This window comes from Pseudomonas sp. FG86, assembly GCF_057808775.1.
This window is the reverse complement of the sequence record NZ_JBMDIS010000008.1, coordinates 80,737-92,605: the sequence shown is the minus strand read 5'-3', so window position 1 is coordinate 92,605 and position 11,869 is coordinate 80,737. Positions and strand designations below refer to the sequence as shown.

At 61.1% G+C, this 11,869-nt stretch carries 11 protein-coding genes; 6 read left to right on the top strand and 5 right to left on the bottom strand.

The genetic code is table 11. The features are described 5' to 3' along the window. The first annotated feature begins 27 nt into the window (after window positions 1-27). On the top strand, window positions 28-405 hold the full coding sequence (locus ACODSV_RS08115; RefSeq protein ID WP_024073813.1) for a hypothetical protein: 378 nt from the start codon (window positions 28-30) through the stop codon (window positions 403-405). A gap of 143 nt (window positions 406-548) precedes the next feature. On the opposite strand, the gene ACODSV_RS08110 is transcribed toward ACODSV_RS08115, so the two are convergent. After that, a complete protein-coding gene (locus tag ACODSV_RS08110) occupies window positions 549-758 on the bottom strand; it encodes a cold-shock protein (protein WP_024073812.1) in 210 nt (69 codons plus the stop codon). 180 nt (window positions 759-938) lie between these two features. On the opposite strand from ACODSV_RS08110, the gene plsB reads away from it, so the two are divergent. Genes plsB through ACODSV_RS08095 form a run of 3 tightly spaced genes read left to right on the top strand, consistent with a single transcriptional unit; the run spans window position 939 to window position 4,626 of the window. After that, on the top strand, window positions 939-3,458 hold the full coding sequence (gene plsB / locus ACODSV_RS08105; protein WP_150054448.1) for a glycerol-3-phosphate 1-O-acyltransferase PlsB: 2,520 nt from the start codon (window positions 939-941) through the stop codon (window positions 3,456-3,458). A gap of 51 nt (window positions 3,459-3,509) precedes the next feature. Then, window positions 3,510-3,911 (top strand): YbaY family lipoprotein, encoded by a 402-nt coding sequence (locus ACODSV_RS08100; protein WP_150095526.1) that lies wholly within the window; start codon window positions 3,510-3,512, stop codon window positions 3,909-3,911. A 25-nt stretch (window positions 3,912-3,936) separates the two neighbouring features. Further along, on the top strand, window positions 3,937-4,626 hold the full coding sequence (locus ACODSV_RS08095) for a DUF4197 domain-containing protein (RefSeq protein WP_024073809.1): 690 nt from the start codon (window positions 3,937-3,939) through the stop codon (window positions 4,624-4,626). Between the two features lie 37 nt (window positions 4,627-4,663). On the opposite strand, the gene ACODSV_RS08090 is transcribed toward ACODSV_RS08095, so the two are convergent. Genes ACODSV_RS08090 through ACODSV_RS08080 form a run of 3 tightly spaced genes read right to left on the bottom strand, consistent with a single transcriptional unit; the run spans window position 4,664 to window position 9,435 of the window. Then, window positions 4,664-5,257, bottom strand: coding sequence for a LysE family translocator (locus ACODSV_RS08090; RefSeq protein WP_024073808.1), 594 nt, complete (start codon window positions 5,255-5,257; stop codon window positions 4,664-4,666). 2 nt (window positions 5,258-5,259) lie between these two features. Beyond that, window positions 5,260-8,325: an efflux RND transporter permease subunit gene (locus ACODSV_RS08085; protein WP_024073807.1), complete on the bottom strand. Its 3,066-nt coding sequence runs from the start codon at window positions 8,323-8,325 to the stop codon at window positions 5,260-5,262. Window positions 8,326-8,331: 6 nt separating this feature from the next. Then, entirely contained in the window at window positions 8,332-9,435 is a 1,104-nt protein-coding gene (locus tag ACODSV_RS08080; protein ID WP_102625511.1) for an efflux RND transporter periplasmic adaptor subunit, read from the bottom strand. A gap of 93 nt (window positions 9,436-9,528) precedes the next feature. Here ACODSV_RS08080 and ACODSV_RS08075 point away from each other — a divergent pair, with 93 nt between their 5' ends. Further along, window positions 9,529-10,164 (top strand): TetR/AcrR family transcriptional regulator, encoded by a 636-nt coding sequence (locus ACODSV_RS08075; protein ID WP_024073805.1) that lies wholly within the window; start codon window positions 9,529-9,531, stop codon window positions 10,162-10,164. 188 nt (window positions 10,165-10,352) lie between these two features. Here the strand turns inward: ACODSV_RS08075 and ACODSV_RS08070 are convergent, their stop codons facing one another. Then, complete coding sequence (locus ACODSV_RS08070) at window positions 10,353-11,135, bottom strand: class I SAM-dependent methyltransferase (protein WP_024073804.1); 783 nt, start codon at window positions 11,133-11,135, stop codon at window positions 10,353-10,355. A 96-nt stretch (window positions 11,136-11,231) separates the two neighbouring features. Between ACODSV_RS08070 and ACODSV_RS08065 the strand changes: the two genes are divergently transcribed. After that, window positions 11,232-11,852, top strand: coding sequence for a hypothetical protein (locus ACODSV_RS08065; RefSeq protein WP_024073803.1), 621 nt, complete (start codon window positions 11,232-11,234; stop codon window positions 11,850-11,852). The last annotated feature ends 17 nt before the right edge of the window (window positions 11,853-11,869 follow it).

Below are 11,869 nucleotides of genomic sequence, written 5' to 3'. Positions count from 1 at the left end.
TTTCGAATCCCGCAACGAGGAACATCCATGCGCCAACCCGATATCGAGATTTACCTGAAGGACGCCGACGTCGACCACAAGGCCATTGCCGCCTGGCTGGGCGCCGCCCTCGGCCCGTGCAGCGACTGGGTGCAGAAGGGTCAGACCTACAAGTGCAAGGCCGGCAACGTGCCCGTGACCTGGCTGCCGAAAGCCGTAGGCAAGTGGAACAGCCTGTATCTGGAAAGTGACCAGACGCCGTGGGAAGACGACATTGCCTGCGCCCGCGCTGCGTTTGCTGCGCTAAATGTGGAAGTGCGCTGCGCGCCAGGGAGCTGGGTCGAGGAGGAAGGTGAGGAAAGCGCCGACACCTGGATTCGCATCAGCACAGACGGTGAAGAGCAGATCACCTGGAAAACTGCCTGAGCCTGAGCGGTAAACCACAATCAACATGTGGGAGGGGGCTTGCCCCCGATAGCGGTGTATCAGCCAATGTATTCAGTGACTGACACTCCGCAATCGGGGGCAAGCCCCCTCCCACATGGGTTCTGCGGTGTAACAAATCCGCATTACAAACCGACCACATCCTCTGCCTGCAAGCCCTTCTCGCCGCTCACCACGGCGTATTCCACCTGCTGGCCCTCGGCCAGGGAACGGTGGCCCTCACCACGAATGGCGCGGTAGTGCACAAACACATCCTTACCGTCCTCGCGCTGAATAAAGCCATAGCCCTTGGCGTCGTTGAACCACTTCACATTACCGGTTTCACGCGTTGCCATCTGTTCACCCCCACTTGATTGTTATTGTTGAGTCGGTCGCGTTGAACTGCCGAGTATAAGACAGGCTCCAAAACGATCAACTCAAGTTTACATCGCTGCTTTTTTGCCGATTTTCGGCGAATACGGCACACTACCCGCCCGAGCGCCTGCTCGGTTTTTCCCACTTGAAGCAGCTCGCCTATGACCCGCTCCCCGTTCCGCCGTCTGGTGTTTGGCACCTTGCGCCGACTGTTGTACCTCTGGGTTCGCTCGGAGACGATCAACCAGTCGTCCCTAACCCTTAACCTCGACCGCAGCCGACCGGTGTTCTATGTCCTGCAATCGCCCTCCCTGACCGAACTGGCCGTAGTCGACGCCGAGTGCACCAAGGCCGGCCTGCCGCGCCCGGTGTTGCCGGTGTCGGTGGGCCCGCTGATGGAGCCCGCGGCATTCTTCTACCTCACGCCCGAGCCCGATTGGCTCGGCCGCCAGGACAAGCGCGGCGCGCCGCCAACCCTGACCCGCCTGGTCGACACCCTCACCGCGCACGCCGAAGAGAATGCACAAATCATTCCGGTCAGCGTGTTCTGGGGGCAGTCACCCGAGAGCGAGTCCAGCCCGTGGAAACTGCTGTTTGCCGACAGTTGGGCCGTCACCGGGCGTCTGCGTCGTTTGTTGAGCATCCTGATCCTCGGGCGCAAGACCCGCGTGCAATTCTCCGCGCCCATCAACCTGCGTGAATTGATCGAGCACAATAAAGGTCACGAACGCACCGTGCGAATGGCCCAGCGCATCCTGCGTGTGCACTTTCGTAACCTGAAAACCGCTGTCATCGGCCCCGACCTGTCCCACCGCCGCAATCTGGTGAAGGGCCTGGTGAATATGCCGCTGGTGCGCCAAGCCATCGCCGACGAAGCCGAGCGCGAAAAGATCAGCCCCGAAAAGGCCAAGGCCCAGGCGTTGCGCTACGGCAACGAGATTGCCTCGGACTACACCTACACCGCGATCCGCTTCCTGGAAGTGGTGCTGAGTTGGTTCTGGAACAAGATCTACGACGGCATCAAGGTCAATAACATCGAAGGCGTGCAAAAAGTTGCCCAGGGCTACGAAGTTATCTATGTCCCATGCCACCGCAGCCATATCGACTACCTGCTGCTGTCCTACCTGCTGTTCAAGAATGGCCTGACCCCGCCGCACATCGCCGCCGGGATCAACCTGAACATGCCGGTGATCGGCAGCCTGCTGCGCCGTGGCGGTGCGTTTTTCATGCGCCGCACCTTCAAGGGCAACCCGCTGTACACCTCGGTGTTCAACGAATACCTGCACACCCTGTTCACCAAGGGCTTCCCGGTGGAGTACTTCGTCGAAGGCGGGCGCTCGCGCACCGGGCGCATGCTGCAACCGAAAACCGGCATGCTGGCAATCACCCTGCGCAGCTTCCTGCGCTCCTCGCGCATGCCGATTGTGTTCGTGCCGGTGTATATCGGCTATGAACGCGTACTCGAAGGCCGCACTTACCTCGGCGAACTGCGTGGCGCGAGCAAAAAGAAAGAATCGATCTTCGATATTTTCAAAGTGGTCGGCGCGCTCAAGCAGCGTTTTGGCCAAGTCGCGGTCAACTTTGGCGAGCCGATCAAGCTGGCGGAATTCCTCGATGCCGAACAACCCGACTGGCGCGCCCAGGAGCTGGGCCCGAACTACAAGCCGGCGTGGCTCAACGAAACCACCAACCGCCTCGGCGAACAGGTAGCGCGGCATTTGAACGAAGCCGCGGCAGTCAACCCGGTGAACCTGGTGGCCCTGGCGTTGCTGTCCACCACGCGCCTGGCCCTGGACGAACAGGCCATGGCCCGTCAGTTGGACCTGTACCTGGCGCTGTTGCGCCGCGTGCCCTACTCGCCCCATACCACGCTGCCCGAAGGCGACGGCATGGCGCTGATCAAGCACGTCAAGGACATGGACCTGTTGTCGGAACAGAGCGATGCCCTGGGCAAAATCCTGTACCTGGACGAGCAGAATGCTGTCCTGATGACCTACTACCGCAACAACGTACTGCACATCTTCGCCCTGCCGGCGCTGCTGGCGAGCTTCTTCCAGAGCAGTTCGCGCATGAGCCGCGAGCAGATCCTGCGCTACACCCACGCGCTGTATCCGTACCTGCAATCGGAGCTGTTTATCCGCTGGTCGCTGGAAGAGTTGGATACGGTGATCGACCAGTGGCTGGAAGCGTTCATCGAGCAAGGGCTGCTGCGCTTCGAAAACGACGTATACCTGCGCCCGGCACCGAGTTCACGGCACTTTGTATTGCTGACGCTGCTGTCCAAGAGCATCGCCCAGACCCTGCAACGCTTCTACATGGCGATCTCGCTGTTGCTCAACAGTGGCCAGAACAGTATCAGCGCCGAAGAGCTGGAAGACCTGTGCACGATCATGGCCCAGCGCTTGTCGATCCTGCATGGCCTCAATGCTCCGGAGTTCTTCGACAAGAGCCTTTTCCGACATTTTATCCAGACGCTGCTGGAGCAGGATGTGCTGCGCCGCGATGAAGCCGGCAAATTGAGCTATCACGACCTGCTCGGCGAACTGGCTGAAGGCGCCGCCAAGCGCGTGCTGCCGGCCGAAATTCGCTTGTCGATCCGCCAAGTGGCCTTGCATCGCGTGGATGGTGCAGGGGAAGCGTCGGTCGAACCTGCCGCCCTCAAGCCTGAAGAAAGCCGCTAGATTGAATAAGGCACCGGAAGGATTCCGGTGCCGCTTACAAGGAGCCGCACCATGAAAAAAATCATTCTCCTGGGCCTCACCGCCCTGCTCGGAGCCTGCCAATCCATGCACCCTGCGCCCAAGGCCAGCCTCGACGGCGAGGTCTTCTACCTGCAACGCATCGCCCTGCCGCCGACCGCGACCTTGAGTGTCAGCCTGCAGGACGTGTCCCTGGCGGATGCGCCCGCCGTGACCCTGGCCGAGCAAAAAGGCCCGGTCAAAGGCCAGGTGCCGTTGCCGTTTCACCTGAGCTACGACCCCGCCCAGGTCAAGCCGGGCCACAGTTATTCGCTCAGCGCTCGCATCGAACTGGATGGCAAGCTACTGTTTATCACCACCGAACGGCACGCCGTGCAGCTCAACGGCCAAGACCCACAACCGCTGCGCCTGCGGGTTGATGCGGTCGCTCACTGAATTCATCGAACATAAGGAAGCGCCCATGCTCCGTAACTCCCTTCGCCTCACTGCCCTGTGCGCCGGCCTGCTGCTCGGCGCCAACGCCATGGCCTTGGACCTTGGCAGCCTGTCCCAGGGCGACGCCAGCGGCGGCCTCAAGGACGCACTGACCCAAGGCGCACAGATTGCCGTGAAACAGCTGGGCGTGCCCGGTGGCTTCAGCAACAACCCCGAAGTGAAGATCGGCTTGCCGGGCAAGCTGGGCAAAGTCGCCGACAAGCTGAAAATGTTCGGGCTGGGTGATCAGGTCACTCAACTGGAAGACAGCATGAACAAAGCGGCTGAAACGGCCGTGACCCAAGCCCAGCCAATCCTGGTGAACGCCGTGAAAAACATGAGCGTGACCGACGCCAAGGGCATCCTCACCGGCGGCCAGGACTCGGCCACCCAGTACTTGAACAAAAGCAGCCGCGAACAAATTCGCGCCAAGTTCCTGCCGATCGTCAAGGCCGCCACCGACAAGGTCGGCGTGGCCCAGCAGTACAACGCCCTGGCTGGCAAGGCTGCGGCCTTCGGTGCGGTCGACGCCAAGAGCGCCAATGTCGAGAACTACGTGACCGAGCAGGCGCTGGACGGTTTGTTCAAGATGATTGCGCAACAGGAAGAAACCATTCGCAAGAACCCGGCGGCGGCGGCCACCAGTTTGGCGAAGAAGGTGTTTGGCGCGCTGTAAGCTGCGAGAGGATCGTTCCCTGCAACGGGGAACGATCCTAATGCATGACCGAATCAGCCAGTCGCCCCATCATCAGGGTGGCGAAGCAACCGATCGCAACCGATGTCGCACGGTTGATCTTCAATGGCGTCAGCCAGCTCTTCGGCATCCCTTCGAATCGGCTTCCCAGTAGCACCCACGCAGCCCCCACCGGGACCACCACCAACGCCAAAGTCCCCATGAAGGCGACATAACCTGGCGCAGTAGTAAAGGCGTCGGCTGGCGCAATAAACGACACCATCAGCAAACCCTTTGGGTTCATGACCGTCATGGCAAAGAAATACAGCCCGGTGAAGCGGTCCTTGCCCGCACCCACGTCACTGCTTTTACGTTGCCAGAGCTTGCAAGACACATACAGCAGGTAGCAAGCCGCGGCCAGTTGTGTCGCCTTCAGCGCCCACGGTGAATAGGCGGCCAGATAGAGCAATGCAACGCCCCATACCGTGACCTGCAGCAGGTAAGCCAGGCATTCGATAAACGCCAACCGCCATGACGCCCTGAACCCGAACAACACCCCGGCACGGAACAGCAGGGTGTTGGTGGGGCCAGGGGCAAGCAGTAGCAACATCAAGGCTGAAACGGTGGCCAACATGATTACGCGTCGTCCTTCCTCACTCGGAACCACGCAGCATACAGGGCCGGCAGGAACAATAGCGTCAACGCCGTCGCCACAATCAACCCGCCCATGATCGCCACCGCCATCGGCCCGAAGAACACACTGCGAGACAGCGGGATCATTGCCAGCACCGCCGCCAGCGCTGTGAGAACGATCGGCCGGAAGCGTCGGACGGTGGCTTCGATAATCGCCTGCCACGGCGCCAGGCCAGCCTTGATGTCCTGTTCGATCTGATCCACCAGGATCACCGAGTTACGCATGATCATCCCCGACAACGCGATAGTGCCGAGCATGGCCACAAAACCGAAGGGTTGGCGGAATACCAACAGGAACAATGTCACGCCGATCAAGCCCAACGGCGCCGTCAGAAATACCATCGCCGTGCGTGAGAAACTGCGCAATTGCAGCATCAGCAGGGTCAGCACCACCACGATGAACAGCGGCACGCCGGCCTTGACCGAGTTCTGCCCACGGGCGGAGTCTTCGACGGTACCGCCGACGTCCAACAGATAGCCGTCCGGCAACTCGGCACGTACGCCTTCCAGGGTCGGCAGGATCTGCTGGACCAGGGTCGCCGGTTGTTCCTTACCGTAGATGTCCGCGCGCACGGTCACCGTCGGCAGGCGGTTGCGGTGCCAGATGATGCCTTCTTCGAAGCCATATTCGAGGGTCGCGATCTGCGACAGGGCCACGCTCCTGCCGTTGTCGGTGGGCACGGCGAGGCTCGGCAACAACGACAGTTCTGTACGTTCATGCACGGTGCCGCGCAGGAGGATTTCGATCAACTCGTTGTCCTCCCGGAATTGGCTGACGCTGGAGCCGGTCAAGGAGCTCTGCAGGAACTTCGACAAGTTGGCGGTGCTCACGCCAAGGGCACGGGCGCGGTCCTGGTCGATATTGAGGTAGACGATTTTACTCGGCTCTTCCCAGTCCAGGTGCACATTGGCCACGTGGGGATTTTCGCGCACCTTGGCCGCCACCTTGCGTGCCAGGGCGCGGACCTCTTCGATATGTTCACCGGTCACGCGAAACTGCACCGGGTAGCCCACGGGAGGGCCGTTCTCCAGGCGGGTAACGCGCGAGCGCAGGGCGGGGAATTGTTCGTTGAGGGTTTCGATCAGCCAGGTGCGCAGGCTTTCGCGTTCTTCGATGGTTTTGGCCAGCACCACAAATTGGGCAAAGCTGGCGGCGGGTAATTGCTGGTCCAGAGGCAGGTAGAACCGCGGCGAACCGGTGCCCACATAGGCCACGTAGTTGTCGATGCCGGCATGTTCCTTCAGCAAGGCTTCGAGCCGTTTGACCTGGTCGGCGGTGCTGCTCAGGGAAGCGCCTTCGGCGAGTTTCAGGTCGACCATCAGTTCCAGGCGGCCAGAAGCCGGGAAGAACTGTTGCGGTACAAAACGGAACAGCGCCACCGAGCCGATAAACAGCAGCAGGGTCAGCACAATGACGGTTTTACGCCGCTGCACGCACCACTCCACCAAACGCCTGACGCGCTGGTAGAACGGCGTGCCGTAGGGATCCGGGCCGTCGACGCCGTGTTTGGCCGCATGAATCTTCGCCAGGTCCGGTAGGAGTTTTTCCCCCAGATACGGCACAAACACCACCGCCGCCACCCATGACGCCAGCAGCGCAATGGTCACCACCTGGAAGATCGAGCGGGTGTATTCGCCGGTACTCGATTGCGCCGTAGCAATGGGCAGGAAGCCGGCCGCCGTGATCAACGTACCGGTGAGCATCGGGAATGCGGTGCTGGTCCAGGCGAAACTGGCGGCCTTGAGCCGGTCGTAGCCCTGCTCCATTTTGATCGCCATCATTTCCACGGCGATAATTGCATCATCCACCAGCAAGCCCAGGGCCAATACCAAGGCGCCGAGGGAAATCTTGTGCAAGCCGATGCCGAGGTAATACATGGTGGCAAAGGTCATCGCCAGCACCAACGGAATCGCCAGGGCGACCACCATGCCAGTGCGTACGCCGAGGGAGAAGAAACTCACCAGCAATACAATGGCCAACGCTTCGGCCAGCACCTGAACGAATTCTCCGACACCGGTTTTCACCGCCGCCGGCTGGTCCGACACCTTGCGCAACTGCATGCCTGCCGGGAGATTCTTCTGCAAGCGTGCGAATTCCCCTTCCAGCGCCTTGCCCAGCACCAGGATGTCGCCACCGTCGCGCATCGCCACCGCCAGGCCGATGGCGTCGTCGCCCATAAAGCGCATGCGCGGTGCCGGTGGGTCGTTGAAGCCGCGGTGGATCTCGGCGACATCGCCAATACGGAAGGTCCGATCACCCACCCGAATCGGGAAATCACGGATCTCTTCGACCGTCTTGAAGTTGCCGGAGACCCGCAGCTGCACACGTTCACTCGGTGTTTCAAAGAAACCGGCGGTGGAGACCGCATTCTGTTCCTGCAACGCCTGTTGCACCGCCGCCAGGGGCAAGCCGAGGGTGGCAAGCTTGAGGTTGGACAGTTCAATCCAGATCTTCTCGTCCTGCAGGCCCAGCAGCTCCACCTTGCCCACATCGGGTACGCGTTGCAGCTGAATCTGGATGCGGTCGGCGTAGTCCTTGAGCACGGCGTAGTCGAAGCCGTCGCCAGTCAGGGCGTAGATATTGCCGAACGTGGTACCGAACTCGTCGTTGAAAAACGGCCCCTGGATATCCGGCGGCAAGGTCTGGCGAATATCGCTGATCTTCTTGCGCACCTGGTACCACAGCTCGGGAATCTGCGCCGAGCGCATGGCGTCACGGGCGATAAAAGTGACCTGGGACTCACCGGGGCGCGAGAACGAAACGATGCGTTCGTACTCGCCGGTCTCCATCAGCTTTTTCTCGATGCGCTCGGTAACCTGGCGCGAGACTTCCTGGGCGGTGGCCCCTGGCCAATTGGTTTTGATCACCATGGCCTTGAAGGTAAACGGCGGGTCTTCGCTTTGCCCCAGCTTGGTGTAGGACAAGGTGCCGACCACTGCCAGAAGTATCATCAGGAACAGTACGATCTGGCGATTACGCAACGCCCATTCGGAAAGATTGAAACCCATCGGGGACTACTCCTTGTTGGCCGCCAGGTTCACGACACGGTTGGAGCGATCCACCGGGCGCACTTGCTGGCCCTCATGGAGCACGTGCACGCCGGCGGCAATCACCCAGTCAGAGGGGCTCAGCCCTTCCAGAACCGGCACGGTTTTTTCACCGAAGGCGCCGATACGAACCGGGGTGCGCTTAAGGGAGTTGTCCGCCAGTACGCGCCAGACGTAGGAAGCACCGTTTTCCGCGCTGAGGGCAGACAGCGGGACCGACAGCGGAACAACGCCGTCGGCCTGTATGAATACGCGAGCACTCTGGCCCAGTTCGGCCGGGACTTTGCCGCTGGTGAACGCGACTCGGGCGGCAAAGGTGCGTGATTTTGGATCGGCGGCGGGGGACAGTTCACGTATACGTCCGGCAAACCGCTGGTCTGGCTGGCTCCACAACTCGACCGCTACCGGTTGGCCGACCTTGAACCGACCAAAGCCTTGTTCGGGCAGGCTGATCAGCACTTCTCGCTCACCGTCGGTGGCCAGGGTAAACACGGTCTGGCCGGCGGATACCACTTGGCCGACTTCCACCACGCGCTTGGCGACCACACCGTCCTGTGGCGCACGCAACACGGCGTAGCCGGCCTGGTTATTGGCCACGTCGAACTCGGCCTTGATCTGCTTGAGGCGTGCAACACCTGAGCGGTAGAGATTTTCCGAATTGTCGTACTGGGAGCGACTGACCATCTGACGGTCCATCAGGGTCTTGTAGCGATCACGTTCGGCACGCACCAGGCTCAGGTTGGCCTCGGCGGCCGCGACTTGGGCACGGGTGGCCTCCAATTGCAGGCGCACATCCTGGGGATCGAGTTCCGCCAGCGCCTGGTTGGCCTTGACGCGCTCGCCCTCCTCCACCAGCCGCTTGCTGACTTTGCCGCCGATTCGAAAGGCCAGGTCAGGCTCATAACGGGCGCGCACCTCCCCGGGATAGCTGTCCATCGCCTGCGCCGATGGCTGCGGTTGCACCACCATGGCCGGGCGAATGGACGTTGGGGTCGCTTCTTCATGGCCACAGGCGGCCAATAGGAAGACCAGGCTGGCTGGCAACGCAAGAGGCAGGAAAGAGCTGCGCATGCTGAAGGACCTTTCGCAAATGGAGCTAGGAATAATTATACTTGCCGGTATGTTATTAATACCAAACTCGCCAGTCCAGTATTAAAGGTAAAAATGTCCGACAATCCTGTATCCACCAATAGCCCTGGGCGTCCCAAGGACATGGCAAAACGCCAGGCAATCCTCGAAGCAGCGAAAATCCTGTTTTTGAGCAATGGCTACGCCAACACCAGCATGGATGCCGTGGCCCTTGAGGCCGGCGTGTCGAAACTGACCGTCTACAGCCACTTCACCGACAAAGAGACCTTGTTCACCGCGGCCGTGGTGGCCAAGTGCGAAGAACAGTTGCCGGTAATGTATTTCGAGCTGCCGGAGGGCGTGCCTGTGCAGACGGTGCTGCTGAATATCGCGCGCGGGTTCCATCGACTGATCAACAGCGAGGAGTCGGTGAACCTGCATCGCCTGATGATGACCACCGGCAACCAGGACGTGAAACTCTCACAGATTTTCTTTGAAGCCGGGCCCATGCGCATGTTGCAGGGCATGGAGCGCCTGCTCAGCCGGATTGATCAGAGCGGTGCCCTGAACATCGATAAACCGCTGGTCGCGGCCGAGCACTTCTTCTGCCTGCTCAAGGGCGCGGCGAATTTCTGTTTGCTGTATGGCTGTGGTGACCGGCTGAGCGAAGAAGCGGCCGAAGCCCATGTGCAGGAGGTAGTGGGGTTGTTTATGCGGGCCTATAGAGTTTGAGTGGGCTTGAGCGGGCTTGTTGTGGCGAGCGGGCTTGTCCCGCGTTGGGCTGCGCAGCAGCCCCAAAACCCTACGCCTAGGTCTACCTGAGTAAACGTGGTGTTCTTACTGGGGCTGCTGCGCAGCCCAACGCGGGGCAAGCCCGCTCGCCACCAAGCCCGCTCGCCACAAAGACACTCTGGATACGTTTAAGGCTTGAGCGCTTTCTTGGGATAAATGTCATACCGGCTGGACTTGCCATCCAACGCATGGCTCGGCTTCGGTCCTTCGATACATGGAGCCTTGCGCGGGCGCTTGACCACCACCCGATGGCTGGCCAGCGCCAGCGCCGCCGCGAGCAAGGCCGGCGCATCCGGATCATCCCCCACCAATGGCCGGAACAAGCGCATTTCCTTCTTAACCAGGGCAGTTTTCTCACGGTGTGGGAACATCGGATCGAGATAGATCACCTGAGGCGGCTCGCCCTGCCAATTGAGCATTACATCGATGGAGTTGCCCTTGAGCAACGCCATGCGTGCCACGATCGGTGCTACTTCAAAGTCCTGCGCACCGCGCGCCAGGCCATCTTCGAGCAAGGCGCCGATCAGCGGCTGGCGCTCGATCAGGCTCATGGTACAACCCAGGCTGGCGAGTACGAACGCGTCCTTGCCCAGCCCCGCCGTAGCATCCAGCACCCGTGGGCGCACGCCTTGGGCAACGCCCACGGCCTTGGCGATCATTTGCCCGCTGCCCCCGCCGTATAAGCGCCGATGGGCCGCTCCCCCTTCGACAAAATCCACACGCACCGGCCCCGGCGCCTCGGGCCCGAGCTGTTGCAATTGCAGGCCATGCTCACCCACTTGCAGGGAGAAATCCGCCTCCGTCAGTTGCAGAGGCAAGCCAAGCTGCTCAGCCCACTGCTCGGCGCGGGCCTGGAAACCCTCGGCCAAGGCCTCGACCCGAATGCGGCTGGCCGCTGGTTGTTCGCTCATCAATCGCTACGCTCAAAAATATTAAGGATCGGCAAACAACGGCCGATAAAAACAACAGTCAGGTATTTTGCCAGAGCTGAGCGTCGACCGAGAAAAATGTCAGACATTCTTCCCCTAACCATCGGTGTACTGCCGACCCATAACCACTACGGCCTGCGCAATACTCAAGCGCTGGCCGGGGTGAGTCATGTGTGGCAGGACTTCTTCGCCCGAGCGTTGGCCGAGCAGCTCGGCGATACGCCGGACGCGCTCGCCGCCAAGGCGCCGGCTCCGGTGGATCCTGCGGTTGAACCCAGCGAAGGCGCGGACCTGTTGTCGCAAATCCTCACCCAGCGTGAATGCGATGTAAAAGACACCGAAATCGCCCCACCTGAGCCACTGTTCCTGCCGATCGCGGAATTCGAAACCGACTTGCTGCCCCCGCCGGCCAGCCCGTTTCCAGCGGAAGAAATCGTCGCCCAGCAGCGCCAGCAAGACTTTGAAAGCAGCTGGGTACGCCCGCTTGTCCTGACCGCAGGCCAGCCGCTACCCGAGCCAGGCCCAGCGCCGGAACCGCGTCCACTGCACCTGCCGATTGCCGAGTTCGAACTGGACCTGCTGCCACCACCGGCCACGCCGTACCCGAGCGAAGAACTCGCGGCCCAGCAGAAGGCCCTGGACTTCGACTACTACTGGGCGCGCCCACTGGTCACCCAGAACCTGCGCCTGGCGGCGTAAGCCCAACGCGCAGGCAG

Coding starts and splice junctions, on each gene's coding strand:
- ACODSV_RS08115 (WP_024073813.1), top strand. CDS start 28: ATGCGCCAACCCGATATCGAGATTTACCTGAAGGACGCCGACGTCGAC.
- ACODSV_RS08110 (WP_024073812.1), bottom strand. CDS start 758: ATGGCAACGCGTGAAACCGGTAATGTGAAGTGGTTCAACGACGCCAAG.
- plsB (WP_150054448.1), top strand. CDS start 939: ATGACCCGCTCCCCGTTCCGCCGTCTGGTGTTTGGCACCTTGCGCCGA.
- ACODSV_RS08100 (WP_150095526.1), top strand. CDS start 3,510: ATGAAAAAAATCATTCTCCTGGGCCTCACCGCCCTGCTCGGAGCCTGC.
- ACODSV_RS08095 (WP_024073809.1), top strand. CDS start 3,937: ATGCTCCGTAACTCCCTTCGCCTCACTGCCCTGTGCGCCGGCCTGCTG.
- ACODSV_RS08090 (WP_024073808.1), bottom strand. CDS start 5,257: ATGTTGGCCACCGTTTCAGCCTTGATGTTGCTACTGCTTGCCCCTGGC.
- ACODSV_RS08085 (WP_024073807.1), bottom strand. CDS start 8,325: ATGGGTTTCAATCTTTCCGAATGGGCGTTGCGTAATCGCCAGATCGTA.
- ACODSV_RS08080 (WP_102625511.1), bottom strand. CDS start 9,435: ATGCGCAGCTCTTTCCTGCCTCTTGCGTTGCCAGCCAGCCTGGTCTTC.
- ACODSV_RS08075 (WP_024073805.1), top strand. CDS start 9,529: ATGTCCGACAATCCTGTATCCACCAATAGCCCTGGGCGTCCCAAGGAC.
- ACODSV_RS08070 (WP_024073804.1), bottom strand. CDS start 11,135: ATGAGCGAACAACCAGCGGCCAGCCGCATTCGGGTCGAGGCCTTGGCC.
- ACODSV_RS08065 (WP_024073803.1), top strand. CDS start 11,232: ATGTCAGACATTCTTCCCCTAACCATCGGTGTACTGCCGACCCATAAC.